Source organism: Agrococcus sp. UYP33 (assembly GCF_054060915.1).
Genome location: NZ_JBSSDR010000001.1, coordinates 2,026,749 through 2,043,644 on the forward strand (window position 1 = coordinate 2,026,749; position 16,896 = coordinate 2,043,644).

16 protein-coding genes are annotated in these 16,896 nt (G+C 72.2%); 13 read left to right on the forward strand and 3 right to left on the reverse strand.

What is annotated here, in order from left to right:
- Window positions 1–23 precede the first annotated feature (23 nt).
- The 6 genes from ACVWW9_RS09925 to rpsO all read left to right on the forward strand — a co-directional run bounded on the left by ACVWW9_RS09925 (window position 24) and on the right by rpsO (window position 6,409).
- Window positions 24–893: a tryptophan 2,3-dioxygenase gene (locus tag ACVWW9_RS09925; protein WP_354255244.1), complete on the forward strand. Its 870-nt coding sequence runs from the start codon at window positions 24–26 to the stop codon at window positions 891–893.
- Window positions 890–1,921 (forward strand): hydrolase, encoded by a 1,032-nt coding sequence (locus ACVWW9_RS09930; protein ID WP_456515352.1) that lies wholly within the window; start codon window positions 890–892, stop codon window positions 1,919–1,921. The genes ACVWW9_RS09925 and ACVWW9_RS09930 overlap by 4 nt, the downstream gene beginning before the upstream one ends.
- Window positions 1,918–3,144, forward strand: a complete 1,227-nt coding sequence (locus ACVWW9_RS09935; RefSeq protein WP_456515353.1) for a kynureninase — start codon at window positions 1,918–1,920, stop codon at window positions 3,142–3,144. The genes ACVWW9_RS09930 and ACVWW9_RS09935 overlap by 4 nt, the downstream gene beginning before the upstream one ends.
- A gap of 92 nt (window positions 3,145–3,236) precedes the next feature.
- Window positions 3,237–4,733 (forward strand): aspartate ammonia-lyase, encoded by a 1,497-nt coding sequence (locus ACVWW9_RS09940; protein ID WP_354255236.1) that lies wholly within the window; start codon window positions 3,237–3,239, stop codon window positions 4,731–4,733.
- Window positions 4,734–4,782: 49 nt separating this feature from the next.
- On the forward strand, window positions 4,783–6,030 hold the full coding sequence (locus ACVWW9_RS09945) for a PrsW family intramembrane metalloprotease (protein ID WP_456515354.1): 1,248 nt from the start codon (window positions 4,783–4,785) through the stop codon (window positions 6,028–6,030).
- 109 nt (window positions 6,031–6,139) lie between these two features.
- Window positions 6,140–6,409: a 30S ribosomal protein S15 gene (gene rpsO / locus ACVWW9_RS09950; RefSeq protein ID WP_123697509.1), complete on the forward strand. Its 270-nt coding sequence runs from the start codon at window positions 6,140–6,142 to the stop codon at window positions 6,407–6,409.
- Window positions 6,410–6,485: 76 nt separating this feature from the next.
- On the opposite strand, the gene ACVWW9_RS09955 is transcribed toward rpsO, so the two are convergent.
- Window positions 6,486–7,325 (reverse strand): hypothetical protein, encoded by an 840-nt coding sequence (locus ACVWW9_RS09955; protein WP_456515355.1) that lies wholly within the window; start codon window positions 7,323–7,325, stop codon window positions 6,486–6,488.
- A gap of 234 nt (window positions 7,326–7,559) precedes the next feature.
- Between ACVWW9_RS09955 and ACVWW9_RS09960 the strand changes: the two genes are divergently transcribed.
- From ACVWW9_RS09960 to ACVWW9_RS09970, 3 genes are all read left to right on the forward strand, one after another.
- Entirely contained in the window at window positions 7,560–9,824 is a 2,265-nt protein-coding gene (locus ACVWW9_RS09960) for a polyribonucleotide nucleotidyltransferase (RefSeq protein ID WP_354255228.1), read from the forward strand.
- A 69-nt stretch (window positions 9,825–9,893) separates the two neighbouring features.
- Complete coding sequence (locus ACVWW9_RS09965) at window positions 9,894–11,267, forward strand: M16 family metallopeptidase (RefSeq protein ID WP_456515356.1); 1,374 nt, start codon at window positions 9,894–9,896, stop codon at window positions 11,265–11,267.
- A 64-nt stretch (window positions 11,268–11,331) separates the two neighbouring features.
- Window positions 11,332–11,934, forward strand: coding sequence for a histidine phosphatase family protein (locus ACVWW9_RS09970; protein WP_123697513.1), 603 nt, complete (start codon window positions 11,332–11,334; stop codon window positions 11,932–11,934).
- A 147-nt stretch (window positions 11,935–12,081) separates the two neighbouring features.
- Here ACVWW9_RS09970 and ACVWW9_RS09975 read toward each other — a convergent pair whose 3' ends face one another.
- Window positions 12,082–12,540, reverse strand: a complete 459-nt coding sequence (locus ACVWW9_RS09975) for a GNAT family N-acetyltransferase (protein ID WP_456515357.1) — start codon at window positions 12,538–12,540, stop codon at window positions 12,082–12,084.
- Window positions 12,541–12,605: 65 nt separating this feature from the next.
- Here ACVWW9_RS09975 and dapB point away from each other — a divergent pair, with 65 nt between their 5' ends.
- The 4 genes from dapB to ACVWW9_RS09995 are packed head-to-tail and all read left to right on the forward strand — an operon-like array spanning window position 12,606 to window position 15,125.
- Window positions 12,606–13,310 carry a 4-hydroxy-tetrahydrodipicolinate reductase gene (gene dapB / locus ACVWW9_RS09980; RefSeq protein ID WP_456515358.1) on the forward strand — a complete coding sequence of 235 codons (705 nt, stop codon included), beginning with the start codon at window positions 12,606–12,608 and terminating at the stop codon, window positions 13,308–13,310.
- The gene (locus ACVWW9_RS09985) at window positions 13,307–13,807 is read left to right on the forward strand and encodes a hypothetical protein (protein ID WP_456515359.1); all 501 of its coding nucleotides are present in this window, start codon (window positions 13,307–13,309) and stop codon (window positions 13,805–13,807) included. Before dapB ends, ACVWW9_RS09985 begins: the two co-directional genes overlap by 4 nt.
- Entirely contained in the window at window positions 13,804–14,619 is an 816-nt protein-coding gene (locus ACVWW9_RS09990; RefSeq protein WP_456515360.1) for a thymidylate synthase, read from the forward strand. Before ACVWW9_RS09985 ends, ACVWW9_RS09990 begins: the two co-directional genes overlap by 4 nt.
- 8 nt (window positions 14,620–14,627) lie before the next feature.
- On the forward strand, window positions 14,628–15,125 hold the full coding sequence (locus tag ACVWW9_RS09995) for a dihydrofolate reductase (protein ID WP_456515361.1): 498 nt from the start codon (window positions 14,628–14,630) through the stop codon (window positions 15,123–15,125).
- On the opposite strand, the gene ACVWW9_RS10000 is transcribed toward ACVWW9_RS09995, so the two are convergent.
- Entirely contained in the window at window positions 15,122–16,813 is a 1,692-nt protein-coding gene (locus tag ACVWW9_RS10000) for a cell wall-binding repeat-containing protein (protein WP_456515362.1), read from the reverse strand. The two genes, ACVWW9_RS09995 and ACVWW9_RS10000, sit on opposite strands and share 4 nt — an antisense overlap.
- Between the last annotated feature and the right edge of the window lie 83 nt (window positions 16,814–16,896).

Genomic DNA, 16,896 nt, shown 5'->3' on the forward strand with positions numbered 1-16,896 from the left:
GCCAAGCATCGAAGGAGGCCCCCGTGGGCGTCGCGGACAACACGCGCGAGATCGAGTCGACCATCGTCACCGACCTGCGGGAGCGGATGAGCTACGGCTCCTACCTCGGCCTCGACACGCTGCTCGCCTCGCAGCACCCGCGGAGCGAGCCGGAGCACCACGACGAGCTGCTGTTCATCATCCAGCACCAGTCGACCGAGCTGTGGCTCAAGCTCGTCATCCACGAGCTCGACGACGCCCGCGCGCTGCTCGCCGCCGACCAGCTCGGCGCGGCGCTCAAGCGCATCGCGCGCGTGAAGCACATCCAGGAGGTGCTGACGCAGCAGTGGTCGGTGCTCGCGACGCTCACGCCCACCGAGTACGTGCAGTTCCGTGGCGCGCTCGCGAGCGCGTCCGGCTTCCAGTCGGCGCAGTACCGCCTCGTCGAGTTCGCGCTCGGCAACAAGCACGAGCGGATGCTGCAGGTCTTCGCCTCCAACCCGGCCGACCACGCGGCGCTCGCGGCCGAGCTCGAGCGGCCGAGCCTCTACGACGAGTTCCTGCGCCTGCTCGCGCGCCGCGGCCACGCTGTGCCCGCAGAGGTGCTCGACCGCGACGTGCGCAAGGCGCACGTCTTCAGCGAGCCGCTCGTCGACGTCTTCACGCGCATCTACACCGATGCCGGGCAGCCGGAGGGCGCGGAGCACTGGCGCGAGTACGAGGCGTGCGAGGAGCTCGTCGACCTCGAGGACAACTTCCAGCTCTGGCGCTTCCGGCACCTCCGCACCGTCTCGCGCACCATCGGCATGAAGACCGGCACGGGCGGCTCGAGCGGCACCGACTTCCTGCGCCGCGCGCTCGACCTCACCTTCTTCCCCGAGCTCTACGCCGTGCGGACGCGGCTCGAGGGGTGACCGCGCCGATCATCGCCCGCGTCGACCGCGCGCGCATCGGCGGTCTCTGGGTGACGGATGCGGTGGTCGAGCTGAGCGAGACCGGCATGCGGCTCGTGCCGCCCGACGAGGCGCCGGAGCGCGTCCGCACCCGGATCGGCGGCGTGCTCATGCCGCCCATCACCGACGCGCACGTGCACCTCGGGCTCACCGACGCGAGCCGGCGCGAGCCGACCGCGCTCGGCCGCGTGCTCGACCTCGGTTGGGCCCCGGAGGCGCTCCCCGGCCTCGCCGCAGCGGCGCGTGCCGCGCACCGCGGCCTCGACGTGCGCGTCGCGGGACCCTTCCACGCCGCGGTCGGCGGCTACCCGTCCGATCGCGCGTGGGCGCCGCCCGGCGCCGTCGTGGAGCTCGCCGACGTGGACGACGCGGCCCGCTCGGTGCGCGCCGCGGCCGACGCCGGCGCATCCGTCATCAAGGTCACGCTCCACGCCGAGGCGGGACCGGTGCTCGACCACGCCCTGCTCGAGGCGCTCGCAGGGCACGCGCACGACGCGGGACTGCCGCTCGTCGCGCACGTGCAGGGCGATGGGATGGCCGAGCGCGCCCTCGTCGCCGGCGTGGACGTGCTCGCGCACGCGCCGTGGACCGAGCGCCTGAGCGACGACGTCATCCGCGCGGCAGCGGCGCGCCAGACCTGGATCTCGACGCTCGCGATGCACGAGCGCGACGGCGACGACGCGGCGCTCGCGCGCGCGACCGACAACCTCGCCCGGTTCGCAGCCGCCGGGGGAGCCGTCGCCTACGGCACCGATCTCGGCAACGGCAGCGAGCGCTTCGACCTCGACCCGGCGGAGGTCGCGGCGCTGCGCCGCGCCGGGATCGACGGGACGGCGCTCGTCGACGCGCTGCTGGCCGAGCGGCTGCTGCCCGCGGGCGGCACCTTCGGCGGCGTGGCAGCGGCCGTCCACGACGATGCGTCGTTCCTCGCCCGCCTCGACCGCGCGAGCTCGCTGCCCCTCGACTGGTTCCACATGGAGGACGAATGACCGACACCGCCGCCCGCGCCGCCGCGCTCGACGCCGCAGACCCGCTCGCGGCGCACACCGCCGCGTTCGTGCGCGACCCGAGCGTCGTCTCCTACCTCGACGGCAATTCGCTCGGCCGACCGCTCGCGGCGCTCGAGCAGCGCTTCGCGCGCTTCATCGGCCACGACTGGGGCACCCGGCTCATCCGCGGCTGGGACGAGGGCTGGATGCGTCGCCCCTACGACCTCGGCGACCGGCTCGGCGCGCTCGTGGGCGCGGCCGCCGGTCAGGCCTTCGTCGGCGACTCGACCACCGTGCTGCTCTACAAGCTCGTGCGCGCCGCGGTCGACGCGCAGGCGGGGAGCGGTCGCACCGAGATCGTCATCGAGGACGACAGCTTCCCGACCGACCGGTTCATCGTCGAGGGCGTCGCCGCGGAGCGCGGGCTCGACATCCGCTGGATCGAGGTCGACCGCGCCGCCGGGGCGACGCTCGAGCAGGTCCGAGCGGCCGTGGGGGAGCGCACCGCGCTCGTGCTGCTCAGCCACGTCGCCTACCGCTCCGGCCACGTCGCCGACGTGGCGGGCATCACCGCCGCAGCGCACGACGCGGGCGCGCTCGTGCTGTGGGACCTGTGCCACTCGGCCGGCGTCATCCCGACCGAGCTCGACGCGAGCGGGGTCGACCTCGCGGTCGGCTGCACCTACAAGTACCTGAACGGCGGTCCTGGCTCGCCCGCCTTCGGCTATGTGCGGCGCGACCTGCAGACGGCGCTCGCGCAGCCGATCCAGGGCTGGATGGGCGCGGCCGACGTCTTCGCGATGGCGCCCAGCTACGAGCCCGCGCCCGACCTGCGCCGCTTCGCGAGCGGCACACCGCCCGTGCTCGCGACCGTGGCGCTCGAGGCGATGGTCGAGCTGCTCGAGCAGGTCGGCGTCGACGCCGTGCGCGAGAAGTCGGTCGCGCTCACCGACTTCGCAGAGGCGTCGCTCGAGGCGCACGTGCTCCCGCTCGGCGCGCGCCTCGCGAGCCCGCCGGCCGGGCCGACGCGCGGCAGCCACCTCACGGTCACGCACCCGGCCTTCCGGGAGGTCACCGAGCGGCTCTGGGCGCGCGGCGTCATCCCCGACTTCCGGGGCCCGGACGGCATCCGGGTCGGCCTCTCGCCGCTCAGCACGACGTTCGCCGAGGTCGAGACCGGCATCGCGGCGATCGGCGAGGAGCTCCGGGCCGCGCTGGCATGACGGGCGGCTACGCTTCACATGCGAACCCCGCACCCGCGTCCGCGCCCGCGACGCCCACCCGGCCACCGGGCACCGAAGGCAATGGAGCCAGCATGACCGACACCCCCACGTACAAGCTCGACCCCGCCCCGCAGGGCGAGCGCATCTACGCCGGCCCGACGCGCATCGAGCGCGACTCGCTCGGCGAGCTGCCGGTGCCGGCCGACGCGTACTGGGGGATCCACACGGAGCGCGCGCTCAACAACTTCCCCATCACGGGCCGCTCGATCTCGGTCTACTCCGACCTCGTGAACGCGCTCGCGGTCGTGAAGCAGGCGTGCGCGCGCGCCAACCGCGAGATCGGCGTGCTCGACCCCGACAAGGCCGACCTCATCGACCGCGTCTGCCGGCGCATCCGCGGCGGAGAGCTGCACGACCAGTTCAAGGTCGGCGTCATCCAGGGCGGCGCGGGCACCTCGACGAACATGAACACGAACGAGGTCATCGCCAACGCGTGCCTCGTCGAGCTCGGCCACGCCAAGGGCGACTACGAGCACTTCAGCCCGATCGACGACGTGAACCGCTCGCAGTCGACGAACGACACCTACCCGACGTCGATCAAGGTCGCGATGTCGTTCACCCTCCGCCGCCTGCTCGACGAGCTCGTGCGGCTGACGGACGCGTTCGACGCGAAGGCGGTCGAGTTCCGCGACGTGCTCAAGGTCGGCCGCACGCAGCTGCAGGACGCGGTGCCGATGACGCTCGGCCAGGAGTTCCGCGGCTTCGCCGTGACGCTGCGCGAGGACCGCGACCGGCTCGAGGAGACCATCGCGTGGCTCAGCGAGGTCAACCTCGGCGCCACCGCGATCGGCACCGGCATCACCGCCGACCCGCGCTACGCCGAGGCGGCCTGCCGCCACCTCGCGGAGCTCACGGGCCTCCCGATCGTCGCGGCCGCCGACCTCATCGAGGCGACGAGCGACACGGGCGTGTTCATGACGCTGTCCGGCACGCTCAAGCGCTGCGCCGTGAAGCTCTCGAAGATCTGCAACGACCTTCGACTGCTGTCGTCCGGCCCGCAGGCAGGGCTCGGCGAGATCACGCTGCCGCCGAAGCAGGCGGGCTCGTCGATCATGCCCGGCAAGGTGAACCCGGTCATCCCGGAGGTCGTCAACCAGGTCGCGTTCGCGGTCATCGGGTCGGATGCGACGGTCACCGCCGCCTCCGAGGCCGGGCAGCTGCAGCTCAACGCCTTCGAGCCGGTCATCGCGCACCAGATCCTGCAGAGCCTGCACTGGATGACGCAGGCGTGCCTCACGCTGCGCGTGAACTGCGTCGACGGCATCGAGGCGAACCGCGAGCGCCTCGGGCTCATGGTGGGCACCTCGGTCGGCGTCGTCACGGCGCTGACGCCCTACCTCGGGTACGCCGACTCGGCGAAGCTCGCGCACGAGGCGCTCACGAGCCACAAGTCGATCGCCGACCTCGTCGTCGAGGGCGGGCTGATGGATCGCGAGCGGGTCGAGAAGCTGCTCGCGCCCGCGCGGCTGTCGGGCCTGCAGCCCGTGACGCAGGCGATCCCGGTGATCTCGCCCGACGACCTGCCCTGACCGGCACGCGGACCGCGAGGAGCGGGGCGGGACTCGCTACGCTCCTTGCGTGACCGCCACCGCTCCACTCTCGCCGCTCGCGCAGCCGAAGGGCCCGGACGTCGGGCTGATCGCCGGCATCATCGGCATCGCCGTGCTCGCGCTCGCGTCGTTCGGCGTGATCCTCGTGCTGGGCGGGGCGATCGGCAACCCGCTCGTCGTCGCGACCTCCGGCGTGATGGCGCTCGTGCCGCTCTCGTTCGTCATCTGGGCGGTGCTCGCGATCGACCGCTGGGAGCCCGAGCCGCGCATCGCGATGTGGTTCGCGGCGCTGTGGGGCGGCGTCGCCGCGGTGCTGCTGACGCTCGCGCTCAACGCGTGGGTGCTCGAGCCGATCGTCACGCCCTTCCTGCAGTCGCAGGAGCAGTACGAGTTCTACGCCACGGTCGTGCAGGCGCCCATCACCGAGGAGCTGTGGAAGTCCATCCCGGTGGTCATCATGTTCCTGTTCTTCCGGCGCACGTTCGACGGCCCGGTCGACGGCGTCGTCTTCGCGGCGCTCTCGGCCGCGGGGTTCGCGTTCACCGAGAACATCCTCTACTTCGGCACGTCGCTCGCGGAGTCGGGCGACGGATCCTTCATCTTCTTCCTGCGCGGCATCATGAGCCCGCTCACGCACGCGATCTTCACCGCCGTCGGCATCGGGCTCGCGCTCGGCCTCGCCGCGCGGCTGCGCTCGCGCTGGTGGATCCTGCTCGCGTTCCCGGCCGGCTGGCTCGTCTCGGCGCTCCTGCACGCGCTCTGGAACTCGTCGAGCTGGTGGGTGCCCGGCGGCACCGTCGGCTTCTTCGTCTACTACCTCGTCGTGCAGGTGCCGCTCTGCGTGCTCGCGGCGGGGCTCGTCTGGCTGCTGCTGCGGCAGGAGATCCGGATCACGCGTGCTCGCCTGCACGACTACGGCCGTGCCGGATGGTTCACGGCCGAGGAGGTCGAGCGCCTCTCGACGGGCGACGGCCGGGCATCGCTGCTGGCCTGGGCGCGGAAGCGCGGCCTGCGTCGCACGATGCGCGACTACATCATCACCGCGACCCGGCTCGCCAACAGCCGGCAGCGCGCTCTCGTCGGCCGCGATCGCAGCCGCAGCAGCATGGCCGACGAGGCCACGCTGCTCGCGCGCCTCGTGCAGCACCGACGGGGGATGGCCTCCGCGGTGATGGGCCAGCCGGTGGCGATGGCGGTCGGCGCGCCCGTCGCGGCGCCCACCGCCCGTGTGCAGCGGTTCGGCGACATCGACGCCGCGTGGCCGCCGCGCCGCTGAACCCCCATCTCTGGTAGAGTCGAGCGGTTGCCGTAGACCGGCCGCGGACAGAGAGCGCTCCTGCATCGGGCAGGGGCACCGCGCTGCGAGGAGAGAGGGGTTTCACACCATGAGCCTGAACGCAGAGATCAAGAAGGCCATCATCGAGGAGTACGCCACGCACGAAGGCGACACCGGAAGCCCCGAGGTGCAGGTCGCGCTCATGTCGCGCCGCATCAAGGACCTCACGGAGCACCTGAAGGAGCACAAGCACGACCACCACTCGCGTCGTGGTCTGCTGCTGCTCGTCGGGCAGCGTCGCCGCCTGCTCGGCTACCTCCAGGAGATCGACATCTCCCGCTACCGCGCGCTCATCGAGCGCCTCGGTCTGCGCCGCTAGCCTTCGAAGCGTTCGAGGAGGGCCGTCCCTGCGGGGGCGGCCCTTCGTCGTTGCTCAGGAACCACCCTCCTTCGTGCTATCCGGCGGCGCGCACGAGCGACTGCGCGACGGCGACCGCGATCGCCGCGACCGCGACGCCCGCGCCGATCAGGAGCGCGCTCGCCGCATGGCGCCGACCCGCTGCCGTCGACGCGATGGCCGGCATGGGCACCGGCGCGACGGGCTGACGCTCGCCGTCGCGCGTCGCCGCGAGGGTGCGGATGCGGTGCACGAGCGCCTGGACCGCCGGATCGTCCATCCGCCACCCCGAGCGGGCCGTGACCGTGAGCGCGCCGCCCGCCACCTCGACGTCCAGCGGCATCGGTGCGTCGCGGAGCGCCGCGACGAAGCCGGCCGGCGGCGCGGCCGCCGCCCACGGCAGCTCGACGTACCCGCGGAGCTCCTCGTGCCCGCGGCGCGCGAGCAGCCGGTATCGCCACACGCCCCACTCCGCGCCATCCGGCGCGCGCAGGACGTCGCGCGCGACCCAGTCGAAGCCCTCCCGCAGCGCCGCGGCGGGCTTCGGCCCGAGCAGGGCTCGCTGCGCGTAGCCGAGCCCGTTCGCCTCCGCGAAGGGCAGCAGTCGCGCGGTGCGCCGGAGCGCGTCGCGTCGGCGACCGCCGCGCCACACGAGCAGCGCAGCGCCGATGCCCGCGAGCACGCCGCCCACGACCGGCATCGCGGGATCGGCGTCGCCGGGCAGCGCGGCGAGCACGAGCAGGGCGCCGGGCAGCAGCAGCACCCACCCGGCGACCGCGAGCCCGATGGCAGGCACGTCCGCCGGCTGGCGGTGCGCGCGGAGCCATCGCCGCGCATGGGCGTCGGCCTCCCTCGAGCGCGGCTGGTGCAGGGGACGGAGGTCGGGCTGCGGCGGCATGGGCACGAGTCGATTGAAGCGCGTCCTCCTGGGGTTCCGCGGCCCGTGCTGATAGCCTGTCCGAGGCCGCGTCTGCGGCCGTCGTGCGCCCGATTCGCACCTGCTCGAGAGCTGGTCGTTGGTGGAGGGTGCCGAAGTCGCCTTCGGCGCTCTCCACTGATGACCACTCCGTGCCGCGACCGGTGCACGACATCCATGTCGTGCCCTCGCGGGCACAGGAGAGGAGTGACCTTCATGGAAGGTCCCGAGATCACATTCGCCGAGGCTGTCATCGACAACGGCCGCTTCGGCACGCGCACCGTCCGGTTCGAGACCGGCCGCCTCGCGCAGCAGGCCCAGGGCGCAGCCGTCGCGTACATCGACGAGGAGACGATGCTGCTGAGCGCCACGAGCGTCTCGAAGCACCCGAAGGACAACTTCGACTTCTTCCCGCTCACGGTCGACGTCGAGGAGCGCATGTACGCCGCGGGCCGCATCCCCGGCTCGTTCTTCCGTCGCGAGGGCCGCCCCTCGACCGACGCGATCCTCACGTGCCGCCTCATCGACCGGCCGCTGCGCCCGTCGTTCGTGGAGGGCATCCGCAACGAGGTGCAGGTCGTCGTCACCGTGCTCGCGATCGAGCCCGACGAGCTCTACGACGTGCTCGCCATCAACGCCGCGTCCATGTCGACGCAGCTCTCCGGCCTGCCGTTCGACGGCCCGATCGGCGGCGTCCGCGTCGCACTGATCGACGGCCAGTGGGTCGCCTTCCCCAAGCACTCGCAGCTCGAGCAGGCCGTGTTCAACATGGTCGTCGCCGGCCGCGTGGTCACCGACGCCGCGGGCGTCGAGGACGTCGCGATCATGATGGTCGAGGCCGAGGCCACCGACAACGCCTGGGAGCTCATCCAGGGCGGCGCCGTGAAGCCGACCGAGGAGATCGTCTCGCAGGGCCTCGAGGCCTCGAAGCCGTTCATCAAGCAGCTCGTCGCCGCGCAGGCCGAGGTCGCGAAGACCGCCGCCAAGCCGACGCAGGAGTACCCGCTCTTCCCGCCCTACTCGCCCGAGGCCCTCGAGGCCGTGCGCGGCATCGCGAAGGACCGTCTCGGCGAGGTCTACCGCATCGCGGGCAAGCTCGAGCGCCAGGACGCCGACGACCAGCTCAAGGAGCAGGTCAAGCAGGAGATCGCGCAGCGCATCGAGCGCGGCGAGCTCGACTCGATCGTCGCGACGCAGGTCTCCGGCGCCTACAAGGCGGTGACGAAGGAGGTCGTCCGCGGCCGCATCCTCACCGACCAGATCCGCATGGACGGCCGCGGCCTCGCCGACATCCGTCCGCTCGACGCCGAGGTGGCCGTCGTGCCGCGCGTGCACGGCTCCGCGATCTTCCAGCGCGGCGAGACGCAGATCATGGGCATCACGACGCTCAACATGCTCAAGCTCGAGCAGCAGATCGACTCGCTCAGCCCTGTCACGTCGAAGCGCTACATGCACAACTACAACTTCCCGCCCTACTCGACCGGTGAGACCGGCCGCGTGGGCAGCCCGAAGCGCCGCGAGATCGGCCACGGAGCGCTCGCCGAGCGTGCGCTCATGCCGGTGCTCCCGAGCCGCGACGAGTTCCCCTACGCGATCCGCCAGGTCTCGGAGGCGCTCGGCTCGAACGGGTCGACGTCGATGGGCTCGGTCTGCGCCTCGACGCTCGCGCTCCTCAACGCCGGTGTGCCGCTGCGCGCTCCGGTCGCGGGCATCGCGATGGGCCTCGTCAGCGACACGGTCGACGGCCAGGTCCGCTACGCGGCGCTGACCGACATCCTGGGCGCTGAGGACGCGCTCGGCGACATGGACTTCAAGGTCGCCGGCACGCCCGAGTTCATCACGGCCATCCAGCTGGACACGAAGCTCTCGGGCCTGCCCGCCTCCGTGCTCCACGGCGCGCTGACGCAGGCGAAGGAGGCGCGCACGAAGATCCTCGAGGTCCTCAACGCCGCCATCGATGCCCCCGACGAGATGGCGCCCACCGCGCCGCGCGTCATCAGCGTGCAGATCCCGGTCGACAAGATCGGCGAGCTGATCGGCCCGAAGGGCAAGACGATCAACCAGATCCAGGACGACACGGGCGCCCAGATCTCGATCGAGGACAACGGCACCGTCTACATCGGCGCCGTCGACGGCCCCTCGGCGGAGGCCGCGCGCGCCGCGGTCAACGCGATCGCCAACCCGCTCAACCCGGAGCTCGGCGAGCGCTACCTCGGCACCGTCGTGAAGACGGCGTCGTTCGGCGCCTTCGTCTCGCTCCTCCCGGGCCGCGACGGCCTGCTCCACGTCACCGCGATGCGCGCCCTCAACGGCGGCAAGCGCATCGAGAGCGTCGAGGACGTCGTGTCGATCGGCCAGAAGATCCAGGTCGAGATCACGAAGATCGACGACCGCGGCAAGCTCTCGCTCGAGATCGTCGACGAGTCGGCGCCGGCTGCGGATGCGGTCGAGTCGACGGAGTCGGCGGACGCGGCCGAGTAGTCGCTCCCACGACGGATGCCCTCACCCTCCCGGGTGGGGGCATCCGTCGTCTGCGCCTAGGCTGGACGGATGCCCGCAGTCCAGCTCCCGCTCGAGACCCCTGAGATCGCCATCGCAGCAGCGGGCGGTGCGCTCGTGCGCCGCAGCGTGCTGCCGAGCGGCGTCCGCGTGCTCACGGAGCGCGTGCCGGGGGCGCTGAGCGCGACCGTCGGCTTCTGGGTGCCGGTCGGCTCGCGCGACGAGCGCGACGACGCTCGCGGCGCCACGCACTTCCTCGAGCACCTGCTGTTCAAGGGCACGCCGACGCGGTCGGCGTTCGACATCGCGGTGGCCTTCGACGAGGTGGGTGGCGAGCACAACGCGCTCACCGCCAAGGAGCACACCTGCTACTACGCGAAGGTGCGCGACCGTGATCTGCCGATGGCGGTCGACGTGCTCGCCGACATGGTGACGTCGTCGCTGCTCGACCCCGACGAGTTCGAGCGCGAGCGCGACGTCATCCTCGAAGAGCTCGCGATGGCCGACGACGACCCGGGCGACGTCGCGGGGGAGCGGCTGAGCGAGCTCGTGCTCGGCCTCGAGGCGCCGCTCGGCCGGCCGATCGGCGGCACGCCAGCATCGATCACCGAGGTCTCGCGCGACCGCGTCGCCGAGCACTACCGCGAGCACTACGGGCCGGGCGACCTGGTCGTCACCGTCGCGGGCGCCGTCGACCACGACGCGGTCGTCGAGCAGCTGCAGCTGGCGCTCGTCCGCTACGGCTGGTCGCTCGATGCAGCGAGCCCGAGGCCGCGGCGCGACCGCGCGGCGCAGCCCTACGCCGCCGGCGGCCTGACCGTCGTGCAGCGCCCGCTCGAGCAGGTGAGCCTCATGATCGGCACGCCCGGCCTCACCGCGACCGACCCGCGGCGCGGCGCGATGGCGGTGCTCAACGCCGTGCTCGGCGCGGGCATGTCGTCGCGGCTCTTCCAGGAGATCCGCGAGAAGCGCGGCCTCGCCTACTCGGTCTACTCCTACGCATCCGGCTACGCCGATGCCGGCCTCATGGGCATGGCGGCCGCGTGCGCGCCGCGGAAGACCCTCGAGGTGGCGCAGCTCATGCTCGGCGAGCTCGAGCGGCTCGCCGACGGCGCCAGCGACGAGGAGCTGCGGCGTGCGAAGGGGCAGCTCGCTGGCGGGTCGGCGCTCGCGCTCGAGGACTCCGACACGCGTATGTCGCGGCTCGGCCGCGCGGAGCTGACGCTCGGCGAGTTCCTCGACATCGACGCGACGCTCGAGCGGATCGATCGCGTCACCGACGCGGATGTGCGGGCGCTCGCCGCCGAGCTGGCATCCGGATCCCGCTCGATCGCGGCCGTCGGCCAGGTGCCGGAGGGCCTCGACACCCAGCTCGTGTCCCCCGGCTCGGCTAGGGTGGATGGAGCGGCCGCAGCCGCTCCATGACGATCACGAGGGCACTGACGCGCCCTGCACGGACCGGCGCATCGATGCGCCGAGTGGAGGAACGATGGCGCACCTGCTCTACCTCGTACGACATGGGGAGCAGGTCGACGCAGAGCACGGCGTCGAGGACGGCAGGCTCTCGCCGCGCGGCGTCCGGCAGGCCCACGCCATCGCGCAGCGGCTCTCGGGCGTCCACTTCGACAGCGCCTGGACGTCGCCGCTGCTGCGCGCGACCGAGACCGCCGCGATCATGCAGCAGCGGCTCCCGGCCGTCGAGTTCGAGCCGTCGTCGCTGCTGCTCGACTGCATCCCGTCGGGGCTCGAGCCCGACACGCCGCTGCCCTTCCAGTCGTTCCTGAAGAGCATCCGGCCCGCGGAGGCCGAGGCGGGCGCCGCGCAGATGCACGACGCCGCGGAGCACTGGCTGCGCCCATCGCGCGGCGACGTCAACGAGCTGCTCATCACCCACAACTTCGTCATCGGCTGGTTCGTGCGCGAGGTCATGCAGTCGCCGCACTGGCAGTGGATGGGCCTCAACCAGGCGAACTGCGGCCTGACGATCATCCGCCGGCGCTCGGGCAAGCCGCCGCAGCTCGTCGTGCACAACGACCTCGGCCACCTGCCCCCGGAGGACCGAACGGGCCTCCCCATCCCGCAGCCCTACTAGCGGCCCGGCCAGCCCGCCCCGGCCGACGGGTCGCGACCTTCCGCACAACGCAAGCCCGCGGGTCCCTTCCTGCGGCTGACGCAGGGATCACACCGAGATCGGCGCGCCGATCGTCGCTCGGGCTTGCGTTGTGCCTGAGGTGCGGGCTCAGGCGAGCGGCTTGCGGAACCAGGTCGTCGCGTTCGGGTTGTCGTTGTAGGCGGGCACGGATGCGTAGCCCCGGGTCGTGTAGAGCCGGTTCGCAGCCGTCAGCGCGCTGTTGGTGTCGAGCACGACCTCGCTCGCACCGAGCTCGACCGCGCGCGCCTCGAGCGCGGTGAGCAGCGACGCGCCCGTGCCCATGCCGCGGCCCGCCGGTGCGACGTAGAGGTGCTTGACCTCGAACCGCTCCGGCGACAGCCGCCGCAGCGCGCCGCAGCCGACCGGCTCGCCGTCCGACCAGGCGACCAGGAACGCGCCCTCTGGGGCGCGCAGCGTCGCGGGGTCCGCAGGCTTCGGCGTGTAGACACCGCCCACGAACGAGATCGCGCGGTCGGAGAAGTAGGCGTGCAGCAGGGCCTGCGCGACGGCGGAAGCGGGGTCCTCGGGTGCGATCGTGACAGCCACCCGACCACCCTACGACCGGTCTGCGGCCGCGCTCGCCGCACGGGCTGGGCCGTAGGCTTGACGCCATGGCAGGCACCAGGCGCATCGGCATCGCGGGCTCGACCGGCAGGCTCGGCTCCCTCGCGCTGCGGCTGGTGGCTGCGGCCGACGACCTCGAGCCGATCGAGCTCGACGTGCGTGAGGGCCTCGACCTGGCCGGGCTCGACGCGATCTTCGACGCGACGGTGCTCGATGCGAGCGAGCGGCTCGTCGACGCCGCCGTCGACGCGGGCGTGCCCGTCGTCGTCGGCACGAGCGGATGGACGCAGGAGCGCATCCGCGACCTGCGGGACCGCGGCGCCGATGGCATCCGCATCGTGCCCAACTTCTCGCTCGGCAGCGTGCTCGAGACGCACCTCGCGACGATCGCGGCCCGGCACTTCACCGCCGTCGAGGTCGTCGAGGCGCACCACGACCGCAAGCGCGACGCCCCGAGCGGCACCGCGACCCGCACGGCGGAGGCGATCGGCGCGGTGCGCGGCTTCCGGCCCGCGACGCCCGACGAGCCCGGCCGCGGCACGATCATCGCTGGCGTGCCCGTGCACGCGCTCCGCCTGCCGGGCGTCGTCGCGCGCCAGGAGATCGTCTTCGGCGGCACGGGGGAGACCCTCACGATCCGGCACGACACGACGTCGAGCGACTCCTACAGCGCCGGCATCCTGCTCGCGCTGCGCGCCGAGCGGCAGCCGGGCGTGACCGTCGGCATCGACGACCTGCTGGGCCTGACGTGACGGATCGGCCCGCCGCTCGCGTCGGCCTCCGCAAGTCGGTCGCGCTCGCGATGGCGGCGCTGCTCGCGCTCTACGTCGTCGTCGCCGGCGACCGCGCGGTGCGGTTCATCGCCACGGGCGAGCCGCTCGCGATCGTCGTCGGCGTCGCCGTGGTGGTGACCTTCCTCGCCGGCGCCTGGGCGCTCATCCGCGAGGTCGTCTTCGGCGTGCAGCTGGAGCGTGCCGTCGCCGAGCTCGAGGCGGCCGGCGGCATGCCGGCGCCGCTGCCCGGCACGCCATCGGGCCGCGCCGACAAGGATGCCGCCGAGCAGGCCTTCCCCATCGCGAAGGCCGACGTGGAGGCGAACCCGGAGTCGTGGGCGTCGTGGCTGCGGCTGTCGATGGCCTACGACGCGGCGCGCGACCGCCGCCGGGCGCGACACGCTGCCCGCACATCCCTCGGCCTGCGCCGGCAGCTGCGGCGGCTGCGGAAGACTGGACGCCAGGAGGCATCATGACCGCGAACGAGCCCGGAGCGCACCCCTACGAGGAGCTCCTCGCCGACGTGCTCGCGCACGGCGAGCACAAGAGCGACCGCACCGGCACCGGCACGCGCTCGGTGTTCGGCCGCCAGCTGCGCTACGACCTGTCCAAGGGCTTCCCCCTCATCACCACGAAGCGCGTGCACTTCAAGTCGATCGCGCTCGAGCTGCTCTGGTTCCTGCGCGGCGACTCCAACGTGCGCTGGCTGCAGGAGCGGGGCGTCACGATCTGGGACGAGTGGGCCGACGCGGATGGCGAGCTCGGCCCGGTCTACGGCGTGCAGTGGCGCTCGTGGCCGACGCCCGGCGGCGAGACCATCGACCAGATCCAGCAGGTCATCGACGAGATCCGCCGGAACCCCGACTCGCGCCGGCTGATCGTCTCCGCCTGGAATCCGGCCGACATCCCGAGCATGGCGCTCGCGCCCTGCCACGCGCTCTTCCAGTTCTACGTCGCCGACGGGAAGCTGTCGTGCCAGCTGTACCAGCGGTCGGCCGACATGTTCCTCGGCGTGCCGTTCAACATCGCGAGCTACGCACTGCTGACGCACCTGATCGCCGAGCAGACCGGCCTCCAGGTGGGCGACTTCATCTGGACCGGCGGCGACTGCCACATCTACGACAACCACGTCGAGCAGGTCACCGAGCAGCTGACGCGCGAGCCGTACCCGCTGCCGACCCTGCGGCTGCGGACGCACCGCGACTCGGTGCTCGACGTCGAGTACGACGACCTCGAGGTCGTCGGCTACGAGCACCACCCGGCGATCAAGGCGCCCGTGGCCGTCTGATGCTCGGGATGATCTGGGCGCAGGCGCGCGACGGCGTGATCGGCGACGCGGGCGACATGCCCTGGCGGCTGCCGGAGGACATGGCGCGCTTCAAGGCGATCACCACTGGGCACCCGGTCGTGATGGGCCGCCGCACCTGGGAGTCGTTCCCGGAGCGCTACCGCCCGCTGCCCGACCGCGACAACATCGTCATCACCTCCGACCACGACTACGTCGCACCGGGTGCCCGCATCGTGCGGAGCCTCGACGACGCCCTCGAGGCCGCGCGCGCGATCGACGACGAGGTGTGGATCATCGGTGGCGGCCGCGTCTACCGCGACGCCCTCGACCGCGCTGACCGGCTCGAGGTCACCGACATCGACCTCGACGCATCCGGCGACACGACCGCGCCCGTCGCGGATGCCTCGTGGCGCGAGGTCGCGCGCGACCCGGCCGAGGGCTGGCACGTCAGCCGCACGGGCCTCCGATACGCCTACCGCACCCTCGAGCGGGCCGCGCGCTCCTAGGGCTGCGCCCGGCGCGGCAGTTCCCGCTCCGCAACCGAGCGGTCGAGCTGCAGCGACGGATCGTCGGCCCGCGCGCCCTGCCGCAGTGACACGGACCAATCACCCTGCCCGATGATCTGCACCCAGCCGGGCCCGGCCTGGATCGGCACGGAACCGGCGTAGTTGCCGCTGTGCAGAATCAAGGTGTTGGCGTACTCCCAATCGTCCTCAAACCATCGCTGGTCGACCACGAAGCTCGAGTCCCCGGTGTACTGCGCATCCAGCACGCCCGCGCCCGCCCCGTAGAGGTAGGCCGCGTCGCCTGTTCCCCAAGCAGCGCCGGAGAATTCCGGCACGTGACGGATGTCGTCGAGGCGGAGCGTCCACGGGCCGTCAGCAGTGACCTGGAGGTGGCGGGTCATATAGCTCTCGCTCCAAGACCAGGTGCCGTCGAACACGACCGAGCCGTTGTAGCCGCCCCAGTGCCAGACCGGCTGTGCGATCTCCTCGTAGTTCGAAGCGAGCGCCGACACTGCGAACTCGGCCTCACCGCGGTGCGTCGCTGTGATCAGACCCGCGTACACCTCGGTGTCCAGATCGATCACCTGGCCCCCGGTCCCGGAGTACGACCGGCTCGTGAACGTCCCGTACCGGTCGCCCATTGCCTGCTGGAAAGCCGTGAACACGGGGCAGGGTCCGAGCGACAATGCCTGATCGCTGATCGACGCAGAGGTGCCGAGACCGACGACGGTCTCGATGCCGCGCTGGCTCGCCTCACCCCGGAGCATGTCCGAGATGCGGGCGTGGCACGCCTTGGGCGTGAGGTACAGGGGAATGCCTCGGAGCGCTGCGTGGACGGCGCCCGAGAGAGCGTCGGGGAAGTTCTCGCCGGTCGCGAGCATCATCGTGCGGTCAGATGGACTGGGGTTGAACGTGTCGTTGATAACGCGAGCGGTCTCGTAACGATCGGATCCGGAGTAGCGGAAGACACCGGTGGTCCCCGACCAGCGGAGCACCTGCTCGTCGTAGCTGCTGACCGACGGGCCGCCGCCGGCAATGTTGACGACTCGCCCCTGCACATAGGGCGCGACGCGTTGCCGCCACGCCTCGACGCCGCTCGGCGTGCCGTCGTGGTAGTCGAGGACGACGGCGTGCCGCCGGGTGCCGGCGACCGACGCCGCGACGAGCGCGTCTGGGAAATTGTGCCCGGATGCGACCCAGATGGTGTCGACGGTGGTCTCAGGGACGGCCAGCAGGCGGTCGAGCAGGAGCAGCGAGGTCTCGACACGGTCCCGCCCGCCGAGGCGTGTGATCTGCGCGCCGGTGGCGGTGCGCACCTGGTCCGCCACCGCTGCGGACACGGATGCCTCGGATCCGACGATCACCACCTCGGCAGGCGCGAGCGCGCGAATGCGCGCCATGACCGTCGTGTCGACGTACTCCGGTCGCGTGAGCAGGAGGTGCGCGCGCTCTGCCGCCGCGACGGGACCCGCGGCGAGCGCGTCAGGGAACTTCAGTCCAGAGGCGAGGAACACCGTGGAGCCCGCCCAGCCGTCCGACCACTTCGACACCTCGACGCTCGTTGCGAAGCGATCTGAGCCGGCGTAGCGGATGGTGGAGAGCGCCTGCGCGGCTGGCGCTTGCAGCGGCGCGACCACGATCGCCATCGCGAGTGCCAGCGCGAGCAGCGCTCGGGAGATGATGGCCATGGGAGCTCCTGGTGCGACGTGGCGACCCCAGCGGCCCGCCTATCCGCATCGTATGAGCGCATCGGGACCATCCGATGCGAGGA

What these genes read in the sequence shown, in the direction of transcription:
- ACVWW9_RS09935 (WP_456515353.1), top strand. Translation starts at nt 1,918, where the DNA reads ATGACCGACACCGCCGCCCGCGCCGCCGCGCTCGACGCCGCAGACCCG.
- ACVWW9_RS09940 (WP_354255236.1), top strand. Translation starts at nt 3,237, where the DNA reads ATGACCGACACCCCCACGTACAAGCTCGACCCCGCCCCGCAGGGCGAG.
- rpsO (WP_123697509.1), top strand. Translation starts at nt 6,140, where the DNA reads ATGAGCCTGAACGCAGAGATCAAGAAGGCCATCATCGAGGAGTACGCC.
- ACVWW9_RS09955 (WP_456515355.1), bottom strand. Translation starts at nt 7,325, where the DNA reads ATGCCGCCGCAGCCCGACCTCCGTCCCCTGCACCAGCCGCGCTCGAGG.
- ACVWW9_RS09960 (WP_354255228.1), top strand. Translation starts at nt 7,560, where the DNA reads ATGGAAGGTCCCGAGATCACATTCGCCGAGGCTGTCATCGACAACGGC.
- ACVWW9_RS09965 (WP_456515356.1), top strand. Translation starts at nt 9,894, where the DNA reads ATGCCCGCAGTCCAGCTCCCGCTCGAGACCCCTGAGATCGCCATCGCA.
- ACVWW9_RS09970 (WP_123697513.1), top strand. Translation starts at nt 11,332, where the DNA reads ATGGCGCACCTGCTCTACCTCGTACGACATGGGGAGCAGGTCGACGCA.
- dapB (WP_456515358.1), top strand. Translation starts at nt 12,606, where the DNA reads ATGGCAGGCACCAGGCGCATCGGCATCGCGGGCTCGACCGGCAGGCTC.
- ACVWW9_RS09990 (WP_456515360.1), top strand. Translation starts at nt 13,804, where the DNA reads ATGACCGCGAACGAGCCCGGAGCGCACCCCTACGAGGAGCTCCTCGCC.
- ACVWW9_RS09995 (WP_456515361.1), top strand. Translation starts at nt 14,628, where the DNA reads ATGATCTGGGCGCAGGCGCGCGACGGCGTGATCGGCGACGCGGGCGAC.
- ACVWW9_RS10000 (WP_456515362.1), bottom strand. Translation starts at nt 16,813, where the DNA reads ATGGCCATCATCTCCCGAGCGCTGCTCGCGCTGGCACTCGCGATGGCG.